Genomic DNA, 19,835 nt, shown 5'->3' on the forward strand with positions numbered 1-19,835 from the left:
GGGTCAGGCGTCGGCCAGCGCGTCCTGCTCGGTCGAGATGACGATGCGCTCGGACGCCGTATGGGCCGTGCGTTCGGCGCCCGGGCCGGCCCCGTGCCCGGCGCCGCCGCCAGTGCACCGGCCACGCCGGCCACGGACGGACGGCGCAGCAGCGTGCGCAGCCGCACCTCGTGGCCGAACTCAGCCCTGATGCGGCTCAGCAGACGCAGCGCCAGGATCGAGTGGCCGCCCAGACGGAAGAAGTCGTCGTCCACACCGACCCGTTCGACGCCCAGCACCTCGGCGAACAACACGCACAGCCGCGCCCGTACGGGATCGTCCGGAGCCGGCGAGGACGCGGCCGCCGAGCCGTACTCCGGAGCGGGCAGCGCCCGGCGGTCCAGCTTCCCGTTGGGCGTCGTGGGGAACCGCTCCAGCGTCACGTACGCCACCGGCCGCAGGTGCTCGGGCAGTGCGGCGGCCGCGTGCGCGCGCAGCTCCACCGGCTCCGGAGGCGTACCGCCGTGCGGCACCACGTAGGCGACGAGCCGCTGGTCACCCGGCCCCTCGGTGCGCACCAGCACCCGGGCCCCGGAGATCCCCGGGTGCCGGGCCAGCGCCGTCTCCACCTCCGAGGGCTCGATCCGGAAGCCGCGCAGCTTCACCTGGTCGTCGCGCCTGCCCAGGTACTCCACGGCCCCGTCGGCGCGCCACCGGGCCAGGTCCCCGGAGCGGTACATGCGCGAGCCGGGCGGCCCGTAGGGGTCGGCCACGAAGCGTTCGGCCGTCAGCCGGGCCTCGCCCAGGTAGCCGTGCGCCTCGCCCACACCGCCGAGGTACACCTCGCCCACCATGCCGGGCGGCAGCACCCGCAGGCGGTCGTCGAGGACGTAGAAGTGCTTGTTGGCGACCGGTCCGCCGAGGGGGACGGAGCCGTCGAGGCAGTCCTCCAGGGTCACCCTCCGGAAGACGGTGACCATCATGCACTCCAGCGGCGAGTAGGCGTTGACCAGGGTCAGCCCGGGGCGGCGGCGCAGCAGGCGCTCCAGGTGTCCGGGGGAGGCGGCCTCGCCGCCGGTCAGGACGAGCCGGACCGTGTCGAACGCCGAAGGGTGGGTGTCCACCAGGAAGTTCAGGAGGCTGGAGGAGAAATGGGCCACGGTGACGCGGTGTTCGCCCATCAGCCGCACGGCCACCTCCGGCTCGGGCGCCCCGCCCGGCTGAAGGACGCACGTGGCGCCCGCGAACAGCGCGGACAGCAGCTCGAAGGCGAAGGCGTCCCAGGACATCGGCGAGCACTGGAGCACGACGTCCGACGGCGTCACCCGCGCGAACGCCTGCCCCAGCAGGCTGCCGACGAGCGCCCGGTGCGGCGCCACCACACCCTTGGGCCGCCCCTGCGACCCCGAGGTGAACAGCACGCAGGCGGGATCCTCGCCGTCGACCGGCGTCCCCGGATCGGTCCCGGGCGCCCCCTCGAGACGCGGATCGTCGATCCGTACGAGACGCGGGCCGTCCCGCTGCGCCACCTCGTCCGGCAAGGGGCGGTCGCTCACCACGGTCCGGCAGCCGGTCGCCCGTACGCACTCGGCGGCCCGCGCGCCGGGGAAGTCCGGGTCCAGCAACACATAGGCGGCACCCGACTTGAGGGCCGCGAGGAGGGCCGTCACCAGGCGTGGGCCGCGCTCCAGGCGCACCCCCACCCAGTCGCCGCGGCCGATCCCGAGGCCGATCAGGTGGTGGGCCAACCGGTTCGCGTGCCGGTCCAGTTCACCGTAGGAGACGCGCTCGCCCTCGAAGACCAGTGCGGTCGCGTCCGGTTCGCGGGCGGCCTGTTCGGCGAACACCGTGTGCACGCACGGACGCCGGGGGAGCGGAAAGCGTTCGCCCCTGCCCGCGTCCAGCATCCGCCCGGCCTCCTGCGCGTCACACGGCTCGATGTCACCGGGGCGCGCGCGGGGATCGTCCGCGATCACGCCGAGCACCCGCGTCAGCTGGGTGGCCAGGACGCGCGCGACAGCCGCCGGCACGCGGCTCGTGTCGTGGTGCAACCGCACCGAGAGGCGCTCCCCGGGCGTCACCACCACCGTCACCGGGTAGTGCGCCGTCTCCTCGCAGCCGACCCCGCCGACCCGCAGTCCGCCCACGTCCCGGCTTCGCGGCGGTACGTCGGGCACCGCCTCCACGGTCACCGTCGTGTCGAGCAGCGGCCCGTCCACGCCGGCGGCCCTGGCCGCGTCGCCCAGGCCCACGTGGTCGTGCGGGGCCAGCGCCAGCCGTCGCGCCCGTACGTCGGCGAGCAGGTCGGCCAGGGTCGCCGAGGCGCCCGTCCGGACCCGCACGGGCACCGTGTTGACGAGCATGCCCACCATGTCCTCGACGCCGTCCAGTTCGGCCGGGCGGCCGCTGAGGACGGAGCCGAACGTGACGTCGTCCCGGTCGGTGTGGCGCGCCAGCACCAGCGCCCACGCGGCCTGGACGGCCGTCGTGAGGGTGGCGTTCAAGCTCCGCATCCTCCCGCCGAGTTCGGCGGTTTGCGCGGGTGAGAGCTCCCGCACGACCGTCGCCCAGCGCGCGGCCGTCCCGCCTGACTCCGGCGCGAGCAGCGTCGGCGGCGCGTCCGCCAGCTCCTCCCGCCAGGCCCGCTCGGCGGCCGCCCGGTCGCGCCCGGCGAGCCAGCCGAGGAAACCGCGGTACGGCACCGGTGGCGCGAGGTCCTCGCCGGCGTACCCGGCCAGGACCTCGCGCAGCAGCACGGAGGCGCTCCAGCCGTCCAGCACGCAGTGGTGCGCGGTGACCGCCAGACGGTACCGGTCGGCGCCGTCGCGCACCAGGTCGAAACGGATCAGCGGGCCGCCCTCGACGCCGACGCCGCCGGTGCGCGCGGCGCGCAGCACGGCCTCGCCGTCGTCCGGGCCGGCCACCGACCAGTGCGGCTCCACGTCTCGGGGGACGACCTGCACGGGCTGTCCGTTGGCCCGGTGGTGGATGCGGGCCCGCAGATTGGGGTGGCGCACCAGCGTCCGCCGTACCGCGTCGCGCAGCCGTGCCTCGTCCAGCGGGCCCTCCAGCGGGACGGTGTACTGCGCGACGTAGAGCCCGCGCGCCCCGTCCTCCGCCAGGGAGTGGAACAGGATGCCCTCCTGAAGAGGGGTGAGGGGGAGTATTTCGTCGATGGCCGGTGCTGACATCTGTCCTCCGCTCAGGGACGGATCGGGGGCCAGGCCCGGGGCCGCCCGCGCGGGGGACCCCGGGCCTGGTGGCGGTCAGCCGCGCGAGAGCTGCGCGGCCAAGGAGGCGTACTCGCCGGGATCCAGGTCGGGCAGCAGCTCCGGCTCCGCGGCGGTGCCGGGCGCCGGTGCCGGCGTGCCCACCGAAGCGGCGACTTCGGCCAGCGTGGCCGATCCGACGACATCGGCCACGGTGAGCGCGAGGCCCCGCGCGCGGGCCCGGTTCACCAGCCGCATCGCCGCCATGCTGTCGCCGCCCAGGCCGACGAAGGAGTGCCCCGGCGTCGCGTCGCCCGCCGGGCGCCGCAGCACCTCGTCGGTCGCGCCGCACAGCCAGGCCGTCACCTCGTCGGCGGCCGCCGCGGTGGCGGCCGCCGGCGTGACGGGTGCCGTGCCGGGGCGCGGCGGCTCCGGCAGCGCCGCCCGGTCGAGCTTGCCGTTGCCGGTCAGGGGCACCCGCTCCAGGACCGCCCAGGCCGTGGGCACCAGCGCGTCCGGGAGCGAGTCCCGCAGGTGCGTGCCCAGGGCGTGCGGCTCGGGTACGGGCACGCCCGGCGCGGGTACGACGAAGCAGGCCAGCCACCGGTCGCCGTCCTGCGGCCCGGCGAGGACGACCGCCGCCTGGGTCACGGCCGGGTGGGTGCACAGCACCGCCTCGATCTCGCCGAGCTCGACGCGCCGGCCCCGGAACTTCACCTGCCCGTCGGTCCGGCCGATGAACTCCAGTGCTCCGTCGGCCCGTCGGCGCGCGAGATCGCCGGTGCGGTAGAGACGCGAGCCGGGCGGACCCAGCGGATTGGCCACGAAGCGCTCCGCCGTCTGACCCGGACGCGCCAGATACCCCTCGGCGAGTTGCACGCCCGAGAGGTACAGCTCGCCCGTCACCCCGACGGGCACCGGATCGAGCCGCTCGTCGAGCACGTGTGCACCGGTGTCCGCGACCGGGACGCCGATCGGCACGCTGTCCGGGTCCGCGCCGGGGCGGCAGGGCCACGCCGTGGCCGCCACCGTCACCTCGGTCGGCCCGTACAGGTTGTGCAACTCGGCGCCGAGCAGGGCCAGGCAGCGGTCGCGCAGCGACACGGGCAGCGCCTCGCCGATGCAGATGATCCGCCGCAGCCCCCGGCAGTGGACCGCGACGTCCGCGTCCAGGAACAGGCGCAGCATCGAGGGGACGAACTGGATCGTCGTCACGCCCCGGTGCGCGACGAGCGCGGCGAGGCCGTGCGGCTCGCGCTCCAGGCCCGGTGGCGCGACGACCAGGGCGGCGCCGCAGATCAGCGGCCAGAAGTACTCGTACGTGGACACGTCGAAGCCCACCGGTGTCTTCACCAGCACCCGGTCGTCGGCCGCCAGCGGGACGGCCTCCCGCATCCACCGCAGATGCCGGGCGATGGCCTCCTGGCGCACCACGACGCCCTTGGGGCGGCCGGTGGAACCGGACGTGTAGATGAGGTAGGCGGGGTCATCGGGGTGCGCGCGCACCACCTCGGCCGCCGGGGCCGTCCCCGCGGGGGACGCCGCGGGGAGCGTGGTCAGGACCCGGTCCGGCGCCGCCTCCTCCAGGATCAGCGCGGCACGCTGCGCGGGGGTGTCCTTCTCCAGCGGCAGATACGCCGCGCCGGCGGTCAGCACGCCGAGCAGGGCGACCACCAGGTCGGGGGAGCGGTCCAGGCGGACCGCCACCACACTGCCCGGGCCGATGCCGTCCTGGCGCAGGACCCCGGCCAGTTCACGGACCCGGCGCCACAGCTCCGCGTAGTCAAGGGTGACCTGGTCGGAGACGACTGCGGTGGCGTGCGGAGTCCGCTCCGCCTGAGCGGCGACGAGCGCGGGGAGCGTGCGGGCGGTCACCGTCCCGGCCCCGATCCGGTGGCGGCCGGCTCGCCCGGCCGGGGCGCCACCACGGTGAAGTGGCGGTCCACGTACTCCAGGCAGGCGGCCCGGTCCCGGCGTGTGAGCACCACGCGCCAGCCGTCCGGCACCCGGATGCCGTCGGGCCACAGCGAGTGCCGCCCCTGGTCGTTGACGAGCACCAGATAGGGGGCCGAGTCATCCTCGAACGGATTCGCCATGGGGCACCTCTTCCTTCCGTACGGTCGGCAGCGGGCCGACGTCGTCCCTGTTCACCGCGGTCGTGTCGTACTTGCCGAGGGCGCTGATCAGCATGCGCACCTCCAGATCCAGGCAGGCCGCCAGCCTCAGCAGCCCCTCCTCGGGGTCCTCGTCGGCGGCGACCAGCGCGGCCCGGCCCAGGCCCACCCCCCGCGCCCCGAGCGCCAGGCACTTCACCGCCCGGGTCCCTTCCCAGATCCGGCCCCCCGCGAGCAGGCACCCCGGGCCGTCGCCGACGGCCAGCAGGCAGTCGAGGAGCGGCAGTCCCACGTGGTCGAGGAAACCGCCCGGTGCCCAGCCCGTGCCCCCCTCGGCGCCGTCCACCGTGACGCTGTCCGCGCCGGCCGCCCAGGCCACCCGGGCGGCCGCGCCGACGTCCCGGCCCGGGTGGAGCTTCACCCACACCCGGGCCCGCGGGTAGTTGTTGCGCATCAGGTTGATCTGCTGGCGCAGGATCTCCTCCGTGTACGTACCGGGGCTGGAGGCCCGCAGCGTCCGGCCGTCGCCGGGAATCGGCAGCAGCGCGTACTGCTCCGCCACCGCCGCCGCGGCCTCGCCGTCCATCAGCGTCATCCCGCCCAGGCCCGGCTTCGCGCCCTGACCGGTCTTCAACTCGAAGGCCAGCCGCCCCGCTTCGAGGAACGGCTGGGCGGCCGGGTCGCTGTAGACCAGGTTCCACACCTCCGCGTCGGCGTCCTCGGTGCTCTGCTGCACCACGATCCCGCCGTGGCGGCCGTCGCCCTCCTCTCCGTACGCCTCGATCCGGGCCAGCAGCGCCCTGGCGGGCTGTGCCCCGAGGCGGCCGTAGCCGATGACCGGCACCACGTTCTCGCCGACGACCAGCGGGATGCCCAGCCGGGCCGCCTGCCGCCCGAGCGAGGTACCCAGGTCGCCGCGGGCCGCGGCGGTCGACCCGAACGCCGAGACGTAGAAGGGGAGCCGGGACGGAAATCCGCCGATCACGGTCTCCAGGGACACGTCCGACGGCATCGGCTCGCGCCCGAGGTCGATCAGTTTCTCCAGGCGCTGCTCCATGAACACCGGGGGGAGCAGCCGCAGCCGCTCCAGCGGATCGTCGTGCCCCGGCCCGGACCAGCCACTGCCGTAGAGCGTCGCGCCATAGCCGTCGAGCGGCGGAAAAGCCGCCTCGACACCCGTGCGCGCGCGATGGCGCACGGCGGCCTCCGGAAATCCTGGCGCGCGCAGCATGCCGCTCATGCGGGCCTCCCGTAATGGAATGTGAGATCCCGTCGCAAAGGGTGGACACCAACGTAGTCCGCGGCGCGGACCCACCCGGAACTTCCGGTCGGAAGTTTCCCGGAAACCGCTCGGAACCGTACCTGGAGAGGGAGCCATCTCCGCCCCCGGTGGAGGGAGTTGGGCGTGAGAATGATTGACCGTCTCTCGGTGTCCGTGGCTCGATGAGGATATCTGGAAGGCCGCGAAAGGGGCTACCGATGGAAAAACGTCGAGTTTCCATTTTCGACACCACTCTGCGGGACGGCGAACAGGCGCCGTGCAATTCCATGAAACCGCAGGAAAAACTGGAACTCGCGCTGCGGATCGAGGCACTCGGGGTCGACGTCGTCGAGACCGGCTTCCCCGCCTCCTCACCCGCGGAGATGGAGGCCACCCGGCTGATCTCCCGCCACCTCACCCGCGCCCGGTTCACCACGTTCTGCCGCGCCGTGCGCTCCGACATCGACTGCGCGGTGGCCGCCGGCGGCACCCGCAACCACGAGGTGCAGATCCTCGCCACCTCCAGCGAGCTGCACCTCGACCGCAAGCGCCGCATCTCCCGCAAGGAGTCCATCGACGAGATCGTCGAGTGCGTCACCCACGCCCGCCGGATGGGCGTGCCGTACATCTCGCTCGCGCTGGAGGACGCCTCGCGCGGCTCGGACGAACTGCTGCGCGCCCAGATCGAGGCGGGCGTGGACGCCGGCATCACCTGCGTCGTGGCGGCCGACACCTCCGGCTGCATGACCCCGGCCGAGTACGGCGAGCTCATGGGCAAGGTCCGCTCCTGGACACCACCGCCCATCAGCGTGTTCACCCACTGCCACGAGGACTTCGGGCTCTCCACGGCCAACACCCTCGCGGGCCTCCAGGCCGGGGCCGACGGCGTGCAGACCACGGTCGGCGGCATCGGGGAGCGCGCGGGCAACGCCGCCCTGGAGGAACTCGTCGCGCTCCTGTCGTACAAGAGCGACTCGCTGGGCCTGTACACCGACATCGACACCGTGGCCATGTACGGCGTGTACGAGGCGCTGCGCGGCATCATCGGGCTGGACCAGCCGCGCAACAAGGCGATCTTCGGGACGTACGCCTTCGGCAGCGCCGCCGGTATCCACCAGGCGGGGATACTGCGGGACCCCGCCACGTACGAGTTCGTGGAACCCGACCGCTTCGGCCGCGAGCGCTCCCTGCTCATCGCCCGCCACTCCGGCCGCTCGGTGCTGCGCCACCTGCTGGAGAACATGCGGGTGGACGTCGACGACGACCGGATGGAGGCGCTCTACCGCCGGCACATCACCGAACGCGTCGGCGGCGACTGCGAGGACATCTCGGTCCTGCGGCGCAGGCTCGCCGACGAACTGCTCACCGTCGGGGCGGCGCACTGAGACGCAACGCCGCGCACGAGGGCGGTGGGAGCCGGACCTCACGGTCCGGCTCCCACCGCCCTCGTCGTGCCGGGCCGCCCTCGTCGTGCTCGGAGCGGCCTTCGCGCGTCTACGTGACCCTTCGTACACCTTGGTGCATCTTCGTACGAGGCCGGGCCCAGCTGCCATGCTCTGCGCGGGCACGGGTGCGGGCACGGGCACGGGTGCGGGCGCGTGCGTGGGCACGGGTGCGGGTGCGGGTGCGTGCGTGGGCGGCCCGTCGTCGGCGACGAGCCGCCCGGGGTCCCGCGCGGGGCGGGCCGGCGTGTCAGTCGTCTATGAGCCCCGGCACCCCGTCCTTCCAGCGGCCCGTGAACGAGTCCGCCCTCGCCTGGTCGCGGAACGCGTACGTCTTCAGCAGCCAGCGTGTGGCGGCCCGGTCCGCGTCCAGGATCTCGATGCGGTCCCGGCTGTGCAGCCCGTCCTGGTTGGCGAAGAGCAACAGGTCCCCGTCGCACAGGCGATGGCGCTGCTTCTCGGCGACGACCAGGGCGTTCTTCATGGCCAGCAGCGCGTCCTTGGCCTCGCCGGGGGCGTCGGGCAGCACGGTCGTCGTCGTCTCCAGGTAGCGGATCGAATGGTCGCCCTCCAGGATCGGGTGCGCCCCGGAAGACCGCTGCGTGCTGTTGGTGGCCCGGGAGAAGACATCGAACGAGGTCGTGAAGTACGGCTGCCGCAGGATCTCCTGGTCCTCGTCCGACAGATACCGCAGCAGGGCACGCCCGCTGACGAACGTCGTGTAGATGACCTCGTCCTGCGGGCAGCGCATGCCCAGCAGAGCGATGTGGTCGGCCCGCGCCCAGTGCGCGGTGCGGTCGTTGTGGAAGGGCAGCTCGCTGTCGCTGAACCCCGTCTGCATGCCGCTGTACTTGTTGATCGCGATGACGTCGGTGAAGAAGTCCCCGTTGTTCCTGCTGCCGTACGCCATGAGCGGTGTTCCGGTGAGCCGGGCGACCAGGGCGAGGAACGCCTCACCGACGAAGGTGGTCTTCTTGCGGTACTTGTCGGCGACCGGGTCGTCGAGGTCGAGGTCGGGGATGTGCGGGTCGACGGGGCAGTTGCGCAGCACGTGGGCTTCACTGACGCCGCTCAGCCGGTCCTGCCGGACGCGCTCGCAGACTTCCACGAGGAACGGCGGGGCGTCGACCTCCGCCACACCCGCGACGAATTCCCGGTGGTCCCGGTACGGATTCCCTGGCACGGCGCCGAGCACGGCGGTCAGTTCGTCGCGCTGGTCCGGGGTGAGTACGTGAATCGGTTCCATTCCGCCATGCTGCGCCCGCGACCCGCGCGATTCATCGGTCGGGCGGCCGAGCGAACTCCACCCTCGGGTTAGCGAGTTCATCACGGCTGTCGATTCCCGGGTCTCGACCCCGGTGTTTCGATGGGCCGGAACGCCGGACAACCGGGCGAGGGGACCACGAGGGCCCCGGACGAGACGATCACCAGGAATGCGGAGGTGTCCGCCGTGTCACCCCAGGCAACGGCCCCAGCTGTGTCATCCGTGACGACGGCCGCGGACGTGTCCCCCCGGACACTCGCGGCGAAGGTGTGGCGCGAGCACGTCGTGCGCCGGACCAAGGCCGGCAACGACCTGCTCTACATCGACCTCCACCTGCTGCACGAGGTGAACACCCCCCAGGCCTTCACCGGGTTGCGCGACGCCGGCCGCACCGTACGCCGTCCGGACCTCACCCTGGGCACAGAGGACCACAGCACCCCCACGCGCGCCGTCGACCACGTCGACCCGGACGCGGCACGGCGGCTCCAGCGGCGGACCATGGCCCGCAACTGCGCGGAGTTCCGTATCCCGATGCACCGGCTCGGCAGTGCCTCGCAGGGCATCGTGCACGTCATCGGACCCGAACTCGGCCTGGTGCGGCCAGGGATGACGGTCGTCTGCTGCGACTCGCACACCACGACCCTGGGGGCGTTCGGCGCGCTGGCCCTCGGTATCGGCACCAGCCAGGTCGAGCACGTCCTGGCCACCCAGACCCTCGCCCTGGCCCGCCCCAAGGACATGGCCGTCACGGTGACCGGCACCCTGCCCGCGGGCAGCACGGCCAAGGACCTGGCCCTCGCGGTGATCCACCGGGTCGGCTCGGCCGGCGCGCAGGGCCACGTGGTGGAGTTCCGCGGCGAGGCCGTGCGGGCGCTGTCCATGGAAGGCCGGATGACGCTGTGCAACATGGCCGTCGAGATGGGCGCACGGGCCGGGATCGTGGCACCGGACGAGGTCACCCGGGACTACCTGCGCCGGGCCGCCCCCCGCGACGCCGGGCGCTTCGACGGCCTCGCGCCGGCCGGGGACGACGACGCGGTCTTCGACCGTGAGGTCACCCTGGACGGCGCGGCCGTCCTGCCCCGCGTCTCGTGGGGCACCAACCCGGCCCAGAGCGTGCCGTTGGACGGCCGGGTGCCCGACCCGGGCGAGCTGGGCGACGCGGCCGAGGCGTCCGCCGCCCGCCGCGCCCTGGACTACATGGCCCTGACCCCCGGCACCGCCGTACGCGACATCGCCGTCGACACCGTCTTCATCGGCTCCTGCACCAACAGCCGGATCGAGGACCTGCGGGCCGCCGCCGCCGTGCTGCGGGGCCGCCGGGTCCGGGTGGACACCGTGGTGGTGCCCGGCTCGGCCCGGGTGCGCGCCGAGGCGGTCGCGGAGGGCCTGGACGAGATCTTCGCCCGGGCCGGGGCCGACTTCCGGGCCGCGCCGGGCTGTTCCATGTGCGTCGGCCTGGGCGAGGACCGGCTCGCCCCCGGGACCCGCTGCGCCTCCACCACCAACCGCAACTTCGAGGGCCGCCAGGGCACCGGATCGCGCACCCACCTCGTCTCGCCCGCGGTCGCCGCGGCCACCGCCGTACGCGGCCGGATCGCGAGCCCCGACGACCTGTGACGGACGAGCGGCGCCTGCCTGGAGCGTGACCTCACGGTGGCGCCGGCCGGCACACCGCTCCGGTCGCCGCGCGCACCACCACCCCTACGACCCACCCCTACGACCCACCCCTACGACCCACCCGAGGACCCGACCGACGAGGAGAGGAGACGGCGATGACGCCGACGACTTCGGCCCCGCCCCCGGCCACCGCTCCCACGGCCTGCCCGCCCGCCGGCGTACACGTGGGGACCGCGGTCCCGCTGCGCGTACGCGACGTGGACACCGACCAGATCATCCCGGCACGCTTCTGCACCAACACCGAGCGGACCGGCTTCGCCGCCGGCCTGTTCGCCGACCGGCGGGCCGACGACTCCGGCTTCGTCCTCGACGACCCCCGCCACCGCGGCGCCAGCGTGATCGTCGCCGCCGAGAACTTCGGCACCGGCTCCTCGCGCGAGGCCGCCGTCTGGGCGCTGGCCGAACACGGCATCCGCGTGGTCCTCTCACCCCGGTTCGGGGACATCTTCCGCGCCAACGCCTGGTTCAACGGGCTTTACGCCGTCACGGTGCCGCAGAGCTTCGTCGACGCCGTCTGGCGGGCCGTCGACGCCGACCCGGCCACCGAGGTCCGCGTGGACCTGGCGGACCTCACCGTCACCGTTGCGGGAATCGTCCAGCCCTTCGCTCTCGACGCCGACACCCAGATCCGGCTGCTGCGCGGCCAGGACGCCATCGGCGCCACCCTCCACCACGAGGACGACGTGCGCGCGTACGAGACACACCGGGCCCCCACCCCGACGACCACGGCCCGCTTCCCGGCGGCCGGTCCGCGCCGCGCCCACCCCGCCCAGGAGGCGCCCATGTCACCCGAGGACCGCGTCCACGCCCTGTACCGCCGCATCGACGAGGGCGACTTCGCCGGCTTCGCGGCCCTCTTCCACGAGGACGCCGTCTACCACCGGCCCGGCAGCCCCGCGCTGGTCGGCCGCGACGCCATCGAGGCCTACTACCGCGCCGAGCGCACCGTCGCCGACGGGACGCACACGCTCTCCCGGGTCCTCCTGAGCGACGGCGCCCTGGCGGTCGACGGGACCTTCAGCGGCCATCTCACCAACGGCCGGGAGCAGGCCCACCGGTTCGCCGAGATCTTCGAGTTCGGCCGGGACGGGCTGTTCACGCGCCGCGACTCGTTCCTGTTCGTCCTCAACTTCTGATCACCCACCGCTGTCGACGCACCCCGCACCCCGCGTCACGCCCGCCCCTCAGGACCTCTGCCAGCAACCGAGCACGTGAGGACCACCAGATGACCGTCAGCAGTGCCGCACCCGCACCCACTCACGCCGCCGGCGCGACCTCGCCGGGCGAGTCCGGCATCGGGAAGGCGGAGATAGGCGACTTCACCCCGCACATGGTGACGCTGCGGTGGACCGAGGACGACGGCTGGACCGCGCCCCGGCTCGGCCCGCACGAGAACCTGTCCGTCTCCCCGGCGACCGCCGCGCTCAACTACGGCCAGTCCATCATCGAAGGGCTCAAGGCGCACCGCCAGCCCGACGGCTCCTTCGCCGTCTTCCGGCCCCGCGACCACGCCCGTCGCTTCCGGAGCTCGGCCCGCCGCCTGGCCATGCCCGAGCTGCCCGACGACCTCTTCGTCGACGCCCTGGACCGGCTCGTCGAGGCGAACACCGACGTCGTCCCGGACCGCCCCGGGTACAGCCTGTACCTGCGGCCGTACATGTTCGCCTCCGAGGCCAACGTGGTGCCGCGCCCCGCCCGCGAGTACACCGTCGTCGTCATCTCCTTCCTGATCGGCAGCTACTTCGGGGACAGCCCCGACGGCGTCTGCGCGTGGGTCTGCCGCGACTACGCCCGTGCCTTCCCCGGCGGGACGGGAAGCGCCAAGACACCCGGCAACTACGCGCCCACCATGCCCGCCCAGCTCGCCGCCGGCCGGGCCGGCTGCCAGCAGGTGGTGTGGCTGGACGCCGTGGAGCGCCGCTGGGTGGAGGAGATGGGCAGCGCCAACCTGTTCTTCGTACGCGGCAGCGGCGACGACCTCACCGTCGTCACCCCGCCGCTGAACGGCAACTTCCTGCCCGGCATCACCCGCGACTCGGTCATCGCCGTCGCCACCGAACTCGGCCACCGCGTCAGTGAGGAGCCCGTGGCCCTGGACGAATGGCGCGAGGGGTGCGCGTCGGGACTGATCACCGAGACGTTCGGGTGCGGCACGGCCGCCGTCGTCACGGCCGTCGGACGCGTCCGCGACGGCGACCGCGAGTGGACCGTCGGAGACGGCACCACGGGACCCGTCACCAGCGCCGTCAAGGAGCGGCTGCTCGCCCACCACCACGGGCTGATCCCCGACGTCCACGGCTGGCGGCACTCCACGACGACAGGGGCACGGCGATGACCACGACCACCACCTCGCTCAGTCCGGCGCGCGTCGACGCGGCCCGGCTGCTGGACACCCTGGAGCGGCTGCGCGCCATCGGTGCGACCGGCGACGGCGGCGTGACGCGTCGCGCCTTCACCCACGAGGACGTCAAGGGACAGGAGTTCGTGGCCGGGCTGATGCGCGAGGCCGGACTCACGGTCCACGTGGACGCCGCCGCCAACCTCGTCGGCACGCGTCCGGGCCGCGACCCGGACGCCCCGACGCTGGTGCTCGGCTCCCACCTCGACACCGTCCCCGGCGGCGGCGCCTACGACGGGGCGTACGGCGTCCTCGCGGCCGTCGAGGCCGCCCGCACGCTGCACGAACGCGGCACCCCGCTCGACCGGCCGCTGACGGTGATGGCGTTCAGCAACGAGGAGGGCACCACCGGCACCCCCGCCATGTTCGGCTCCCGCGCCGTCGCCGGCTGCCTCACCCCCGGCGAACTGGAACTGCCCGTCGCCGGGGAGGACCGCCCGCTCGCCCAGGTCCTGGACGCCGCCGGAGGCGACAGCCTGCGCGTCGACGACGTCCGGCGGAGCGCCGGCTCCGTCGCCGCCTACCTCGAACTGCACATAGAACAGGGGCCGGTGCTCATCGGCTCCGGCGCCGAGATCGGCATCGTCGAGGGCATCTCCGGGCGCCTCACCGCCGAGGTCACCGTCCGGGGCCAGGCCAACCACGCGGGCACCACCCCCATGGCCGACCGCCACGACGCGCTGCTCGCCGCGGCCCGGATCACCGTCGGCGTCCCCGGACTCACCGGCACCGACGGCGTGGTCAGGGTCGCCACCGTCGGCGACTGCCGGGTCTCGCCCGGCGCGTGGAACGTCGTCCCGGGTGGGGCCACGCTCGTCGTCGACCTGCGCGACATGTCCGAGGACAACCTGGAGGCCGGCCTCGACCGGCTGCGGGTCCTGGGCGAAGACGCCGCCCGAGCCACCGGAACCTGCGTCGACGTCACCGAGGTGCAACGGGTGAGCCCCACCCCCTGCGACCCGGACCGGCGGGACACCGTGCGCCGCGCCACCGACGCCCTCGGCCTGTCCAGCCTCACCCTGCCCAGCGGGGCCGGACACGACGCCCAGTGGATGGCCCGCATCGCCCCCACCGGCATGATCTTCGTGCCCAGCGAGGAGGGCGCGAGCCACGTCCCCTACGAACGCACCGCGCCCGCCGACCTCGTCCGGGGCGCCGACGTCCTGCTCGGCTGCGCCCTCCTGGAGGGAACGACGTCATGACCACCGCGACCCGGCAGCCCGCCCACCCCATCCAGCGGGGCATGTGGCTGGCCTCCCAACTCGACCCGATCGGCTCCGAGTTCACCGTCTCCACCGCCGTACGACTGACCGGGCCCCTGGACCGGAGCGCACTGCGCGCCGCACTCGGCGACGTACTCGCCGAACAACCCCTGCTGCGCTCCCGTTTCGCGCGCTACGGCCACAACGGCCTCTCCCTGGTGGCCGATCCGGACCTCGCCGCCCCGCTTGCGGAGACCGACCTCGGCACCCTGCCCGCGACCACCGCCGAGGACACCGCGCGGGACCGCGTCGCCGCCGCCGCACGCGTCCCCTTCGACCTGGAGAACGGCCCCCTGCTGCGCGCCATGCTGGTACGCCTCGGCCCCGAGGACCACGTCGTCGCACTCCACCTGCACCACGCCGTCTGCGACGGCGACTCCGTGCAGATCCTGTACGACGCCTGGAGCCGCGCCTATGCGCACCGCACCGGCGCCGGCCCGTCCCCGGCGACGCAGCCGGCCCCGCGGCCGTTCCCGTCCGACGACACCCCCGAGTACTTCCGCCACGCCACGGTCTCCGAGGAGGAACAGGCCGAAGGACTCGCCTACTGGAGCCGTCGCCTCGACGGCGCGCTGCCCCTGGCGCTGCCCCTGACCGGTACCCCCGGTCGCACGGACCGCGACGGGGCCGGACACCGCTTCGCGTTGTCCGCGCCCCTGGTCCGGCGGGTCGACGCGTACGCCCGCGAGGCGCACACCACGCGCTACGCCGTCCTGCTCACCGCGTACGCCGCCCTGCTCGCGCGGCTGTGCCGCACCGAGGAGGTCACCGTCGGCACGACCGCGTCCACCCGGCTGACCGAGGAAGCGCGCCAGGCCGTCGGCCCCCTGTTCAACACCCTCGCCCTGCGCACCGGCGTCCGGGCGGACCTCACCTTCCGGGACGCCACGGACACGGTGACCGACACCGTGCTCGACGCCTTCGAGCACGTACGGGTGCCGTTCGAGGACGTCCTGGACACCGTGCGCACCGCCGCCTCCTCCGGGCTGCGCAACCCGCTGTTCAACGTGTTCTTCGAACTCGACCACGACACGGCGCCCGCCCTGCGCCTGCCCGGCTGCGCGGCGACCGCGTTCCCCTTCCCCGACCACGCGCCCAAGACCGACCTGATGCTCGTGCTGAGGCCCGACGCCGAGGGCCTGACCGGCGAGTTCACCTACCGCACCGCCGTCTGCGACGCCACCGGCGCCCGCGCGCTGGCCGAAGGCTTCACCGCGCTGCTCGACCGCGCCCTCGCGACGCCCGACACCCCCCTCACCGACCTGCCCGTCATGCCGGAGCACCGCCGCGCCGAGGTGCTGGAGCGGTTCGCCGACGGAGGCAGCGCCCCGTTCGATGACCGGTGCGCGCACCGGCTCTTCGAAGAACAGGTCCGCCGCACCCCCGAGGCCGTGGCCGTACGCGAACTCGGCGAGGGGACGCGTACGTTGACGTACGCGGAGCTGAACGGCCGGGCCAACCGGCTGGCCCGCTACCTGGTGGACCAGGGGGTGGCCGCGCACGACCGGGTCGCGCTGCTCCTGCGCCGCTCGCCGGACCTCGTCGTCGCCTGCCTCGCCGTGTGGAAGGCCGGCGCCGCGTACGTACCGCTCGACCCGGCCTTCCCCGACCCCCGGCTGGCCTTCGTCGTCGAGGACACCGACGCGCGCCTGGTCGTCACCGAGTCGGCCCTGGCAGGACGGGCCGCGGCCCTCGGCGGCGACGTGGTCGTGCTCGACGAGGCGTGGCCCGCCGTCGCCGCCCACGCCGAGAGCGACCTGCCCGGAGGGCCGGACGCCGGCGCGCTCGCGTACGTCATCCACACCTCCGGCTCGACCGGCAGGCCCAAGGGCGTGCTCGTGGAGCACCGCGGGCTCGCCAACTTCCTCGCCTGGTGCGTGAGCCGGTACGCGGCCGAGGGCGACGGCGGTGCCCCGCTCTTCTCCTCCATGGCCTTCGACATGGTGGTGCCCGACCTGTACACCCCCCTGCTCACCGGCCAGTCCGTCGCCCTGGCCCCGGACGGTCTTCCGCCGGACCGCCTCGGCGAGGTCCTCGCGGGCGGAGCCCCCTACAGTTTCATCAAGCTGACCCCGGGCCATCTGGAACTGCTCACCGCCCAGCTCACCCCCGCGCAGGCCCGCGGCCTGGCCCGGCTGCTCGTCGTCGGCGCCGACGCGTTCCCGCCCGCGGCCCTCGCCGCCTGGCGCGCGCTCGCCCCCGACATACCGCTGCTCAACGAGTACGGACCGACCGAGGCGACCGTGGCCAACAGCGCGTACGAGATACCGCCCCCCGCCGCCCCGGGAGCGCGCGAGGCCGACGCACCGGCCACCCTGCCCATCGGACGGCCCATCCCCAACACGACGCTCCACGTCCTGGACGGCGACGGCGCACCCGTGCCACCCGGTGTCGTCGGCGAGATCCACATCGGCGGGGCCTGCGTCGCCCGCGGCTACGCGAACCGGCCCGCTGCCACGGCCGAGCGGTTCGTCGACGACCCGTACGGCCCGCCCGGCGCACGGCTCTACCGCACCGGCGACCTCGGCCGCTGGCTGCCCGACGGGCAGGCGGAGTTCCTCGGCAGGTCCGACCACCAGGTCAAGATCAACGGTTACCGGGTCGAACCGGGGGAGGTCGAGGCCGCCCTCGTCGCGGCCCCCGGCGTCCGCCAGGCCCTCGTGGTCACCGCCGACACGCCCGCCGGCGCCCCCGCCCTGGTCGCGCACGTCGTGCCGGAGCCGGGCAGTGCCTTCGACGCCGCCGCCCTGCGCGCCGAACTCGCCCGCACCCTGCCCGCGCATCTCGTGCCCGCCCGGATCCTGGAGCTCGCGGCCATTCCGCTCAACGCCAACGGCAAGGTCGACCGGGCGGCCCTGCCCGAGCCCGAGTGGGGCGGCGGGGCCACCGGCGCGCCCCGCGGCCCGCGCACGCCCGCCGAGGAAGCCGTCACCCGGGCGTGGGCGGAGGTCCTGGGCCTCGCCCCCGACGCGTTCGGCCCGGACGACAACTTCTTCGGCCTCGGCGGCAACTCCCTGCTCGTCCTGACCGTGGTCGCCCGCCTGCGCGGCCTGCTCGGCGCCCAGCTCACCTTCGCCCGCTTCCTCCAGGACCCGACGGTCGCCGGGATCGCCGCCGCGCTCGGCGAGACCGCGCAGCCGTCCGGCGGCGGCCGCAGCCTGGCGCCGCTCGCCCCCGACGGCGACGGCGTGCCCACGGTGTTCGTCCACCCCCTGGGCGGCACGGTCTTCTGCTACCGCCACATCGTCGAGATCCTGCGCGGCGAGGGACCGCTGTACGGGCTCACCCTCGGGGCACTGCGCGGCGAGGACCCCGACGGCGACGACCGCCTGGAGGACACCGCCGCCCGCTACGCCGCGGAGATCCACGACACCGTGTCCGGTCCGGTCAACGTGGTCGGCTGGTCGGCGGGCGGGGTCACCGCGTTCGAGACCGCCCGGCAGCTCCGCGCGCTCGGCGGGGACGTCGCCCACCTGGTGCTGCTCGACCCTTCCACCCCGCACGAGAACACCCGCTGGCGCGGCTATGTACGCCAACTGCGCCGTATCCGGACCAGGCTGGGTCTGGCAGACGACGAGGAGCGGGAGACGGAGTTCCAGGCGGTGCTGCGCGGCGACCTGTTCCAGGCCATGGGCATCGACCCCGCCACCTGCCGCGACTACTCCCTCTTCCCCCAGGACGTGCTGCTCATCTGGCAACGCCAGCTCGAGACGCTCGGCGGTTACGAAGTCGGCTTCTACGACGGCCCGATGACCGTCCTGACCTCCCAGGAGAAGGACGGCGACGACCAGATCCTCCTCGTGGCGCAGTGGCAGGAGCACGCCGGGGGACCGGTCAAGCACATCCAGGTGGGCGGCGACCACCTGGGAATGATGCAACTGCCCGCCGCGGCCTCCTCGGCGGCGGCGCTGCGGGAACTGATCGCCCGGGGAGGGAAGGCACGCGATGACCACGCACGCTGACAGGGCCGCCGGCACGGAAGCCGAACAGATCATCGGCGAGTTCTACTCCGAGTTCCCCTACCCCTGGCACGCCACCCGTCTCACCGCACCCGACGACCCGGCTCTCCATCCCGACCTGCTCGCACAGGAGCTGGGTGACTTCACCCACCGGCGCCTGCCGCGTGACGCCCGCGTGTGGGTGCCCGGCTGCGGCGTCAACCAGGCGCTGATCGTCGCCCTGCGCTTCCCCGCCGCCGAGGTCGTCGGCAGCGACGTCTCCACGGACTCCCTGGACCTGTGCCGCACCGCACGTGACCAGATCGGCGCGACCAACCTGACCCTGCGCGAGGAGGGCATAAGCGACGCGCCGTACCGGGAGGAGTTCGACTACGTCGTGTGCACCGGGGTGATCCACCACCACCCCGACCCCGGGATGCTCCTCGGCCGCCTCGCCGCCGCCCTGAAACCGACCGGCGTCCTGGAACTCATGGTCTACAACGCCTACCACCGGCGCGAGATCACCGCGTTCCAGGAGGCGATGCGGCTGCTCGGACGCGAACAGGACCTCTGGTTCGCCCGCCGCGTCGCCGGCTCCCTCACCCGCGACAGCGAACTCACCCGCCAGCTGCGCGCCGACCTCGGGGAGCCGGAGGAGCAGTTCGCGGACAGCTGGCTCAACCCCTGCGAGCGCAACTTCACCGTCCGTACCCTGCACGAGACGGCAGGCGCGGCCGGGCTCGCCCTGGAGGCACCCTGCGCCAGCCCGCTCGCCACCGGCCTCGACCTGTACGACTGGCGGGTGCCCTGCGGCGACGCACAACTCAGGCGCCAGACCGACAGGTTGACCGAGGTGGAGCGCTGGCAGGTCACCCAGGCGCTGAGCGTCGACCGAAGCCCGCTCCTGTGGTTCTACCTGCGCCGCACGGACAACCCGTGGCCCGCCCTGCGCGAGTCGGACCGCGACGAGGCGTTCCTGGACACCGCGTTCGTCCCCGTGACGACGAGCGAGCGGGTGTGGGTGATGGGACGCGCGGGCGGCTACCAGCCGCTGGACGCCCCCCAGCCACTGGTCGCCGGCCCCGCGCCGGTCGTGCCGTGGCTGCCGGACGTGGCGGACGGCGAACGCACGGTCCGTGAGCTGCTCACCGACCGCGGCGGAGTGCCGGACCGCGACGAACTGCGCGACCTGCGCATCCGGCTCACCACCCCGTCGTTCCCGCATCTGCGGGCCGTGTCAGCCCCGTCGGGAGCGTAGGCGTCCGCGGACGGGAGGCAAGGGGGTGGG

12 protein-coding genes are annotated in these 19,835 nt (G+C 73.9%); 7 read left to right on the forward strand and 5 right to left on the reverse strand.

Going from position 1 to position 19,835, the window contains the following annotated elements; all coding sequences use genetic code 11:
• From AB0958_RS10325 to AB0958_RS10340, 4 genes are all read right to left on the reverse strand, one after another.
• The coding region (locus AB0958_RS10325) for an amino acid adenylation domain-containing protein (RefSeq protein ID WP_366889920.1) at nt 1-3,170 on the reverse strand (3,170 nt) is incomplete at its 3' end.
• A 75-nt stretch (nt 3,171-3,245) separates the two neighbouring features.
• Nucleotides 3,246-5,063 carry an amino acid adenylation domain-containing protein gene (locus AB0958_RS10330; RefSeq protein ID WP_366889921.1) on the reverse strand — a complete coding sequence of 606 codons (1,818 nt, stop codon included), beginning with the start codon at nt 5,061-5,063 and terminating at the stop codon, nt 3,246-3,248.
• The gene (locus tag AB0958_RS10335; protein WP_358984878.1) at nt 5,060-5,284 is read right to left on the reverse strand and encodes an MbtH family protein; all 225 of its coding nucleotides are present in this window, start codon (nt 5,282-5,284) and stop codon (nt 5,060-5,062) included. The genes AB0958_RS10330 and AB0958_RS10335 overlap by 4 nt, the downstream gene beginning before the upstream one ends.
• Nucleotides 5,262-6,542 carry a glutamate synthase-related protein gene (locus AB0958_RS10340; protein WP_366889922.1) on the reverse strand — a complete coding sequence of 427 codons (1,281 nt, stop codon included), beginning with the start codon at nt 6,540-6,542 and terminating at the stop codon, nt 5,262-5,264. The genes AB0958_RS10335 and AB0958_RS10340 overlap by 23 nt, the downstream gene beginning before the upstream one ends.
• A 239-nt stretch (nt 6,543-6,781) precedes the next feature.
• Between AB0958_RS10340 and AB0958_RS10345 the strand changes: the two genes are divergently transcribed.
• Entirely contained in the window at nt 6,782-7,948 is a 1,167-nt protein-coding gene (locus AB0958_RS10345) for a pyruvate carboxyltransferase (RefSeq protein WP_366889923.1), read from the forward strand.
• Nucleotides 7,949-8,255: 307 nt separating this feature from the next.
• Here the strand turns inward: AB0958_RS10345 and AB0958_RS10350 are convergent, their stop codons facing one another.
• Entirely contained in the window at nt 8,256-9,251 is a 996-nt protein-coding gene (locus AB0958_RS10350; RefSeq protein WP_366889924.1) for a TauD/TfdA family dioxygenase, read from the reverse strand.
• 258 nt (nt 9,252-9,509) lie between these two features.
• Here AB0958_RS10350 and leuC point away from each other — a divergent pair, with 258 nt between their 5' ends.
• From leuC to AB0958_RS10380, 6 genes are all read left to right on the forward strand, one after another.
• The gene (leuC, locus tag AB0958_RS10355; RefSeq protein ID WP_366890028.1) at nt 9,510-10,889 is read left to right on the forward strand and encodes a 3-isopropylmalate dehydratase large subunit; all 1,380 of its coding nucleotides are present in this window, start codon (nt 9,510-9,512) and stop codon (nt 10,887-10,889) included.
• 155 nt (nt 10,890-11,044) lie between these two features.
• Nucleotides 11,045-12,085, forward strand: a complete 1,041-nt coding sequence (gene leuD / locus AB0958_RS10360) for a 3-isopropylmalate dehydratase small subunit (protein WP_366889925.1) — start codon at nt 11,045-11,047, stop codon at nt 12,083-12,085.
• A gap of 89 nt (nt 12,086-12,174) precedes the next feature.
• Entirely contained in the window at nt 12,175-13,284 is a 1,110-nt protein-coding gene (locus tag AB0958_RS10365; RefSeq protein WP_366889927.1) for a branched-chain amino acid aminotransferase, read from the forward strand.
• The gene (locus AB0958_RS10370) at nt 13,281-14,549 is read left to right on the forward strand and encodes a Zn-dependent hydrolase (RefSeq protein WP_366889928.1); all 1,269 of its coding nucleotides are present in this window, start codon (nt 13,281-13,283) and stop codon (nt 14,547-14,549) included. The genes AB0958_RS10365 and AB0958_RS10370 overlap by 4 nt, the downstream gene beginning before the upstream one ends.
• Nucleotides 14,546-18,571 (forward strand): amino acid adenylation domain-containing protein, encoded by a 4,026-nt coding sequence (locus tag AB0958_RS10375; RefSeq protein WP_366889929.1) that lies wholly within the window; start codon nt 14,546-14,548, stop codon nt 18,569-18,571. The genes AB0958_RS10370 and AB0958_RS10375 overlap by 4 nt, the downstream gene beginning before the upstream one ends.
• Complete coding sequence (locus AB0958_RS10380; protein WP_366889930.1) at nt 18,555-19,805, forward strand: class I SAM-dependent methyltransferase; 1,251 nt, start codon at nt 18,555-18,557, stop codon at nt 19,803-19,805. Before AB0958_RS10375 ends, AB0958_RS10380 begins: the two co-directional genes overlap by 17 nt.
• Nucleotides 19,806-19,835: the final 30 nt, after the last annotated feature.

Source organism: Streptomyces sp. NPDC006655, assembly GCF_040703965.1.
In the GTDB taxonomy this organism is placed as follows: Bacteria; Actinomycetota; Actinomycetes; order Streptomycetales; family Streptomycetaceae; genus Streptomyces.

Bases quoted from the DNA above. Each gene is read 5' to 3' on its own strand.
- AB0958_RS10335 (WP_358984878.1), bottom strand. From the start codon at position 5,284: ATGGCGAATCCGTTCGAGGATGACTCGGCCCCCTATCTGGTGCTCGTC.
- AB0958_RS10340 (WP_366889922.1), bottom strand. From the start codon at position 6,542: ATGAGCGGCATGCTGCGCGCGCCAGGATTTCCGGAGGCCGCCGTGCGC.
- AB0958_RS10345 (WP_366889923.1), top strand. From the start codon at position 6,782: ATGGAAAAACGTCGAGTTTCCATTTTCGACACCACTCTGCGGGACGGC.
- AB0958_RS10350 (WP_366889924.1), bottom strand. From the start codon at position 9,251: ATGGAACCGATTCACGTACTCACCCCGGACCAGCGCGACGAACTGACC.
- leuD (WP_366889925.1), top strand. From the start codon at position 11,045: ATGACGCCGACGACTTCGGCCCCGCCCCCGGCCACCGCTCCCACGGCC.
- AB0958_RS10365 (WP_366889927.1), top strand. From the start codon at position 12,175: ATGACCGTCAGCAGTGCCGCACCCGCACCCACTCACGCCGCCGGCGCG.
- AB0958_RS10370 (WP_366889928.1), top strand. From the start codon at position 13,281: ATGACCACGACCACCACCTCGCTCAGTCCGGCGCGCGTCGACGCGGCC.
- AB0958_RS10375 (WP_366889929.1), top strand. From the start codon at position 14,546: ATGACCACCGCGACCCGGCAGCCCGCCCACCCCATCCAGCGGGGCATG.
- AB0958_RS10380 (WP_366889930.1), top strand. From the start codon at position 18,555: ATGACCACGCACGCTGACAGGGCCGCCGGCACGGAAGCCGAACAGATC.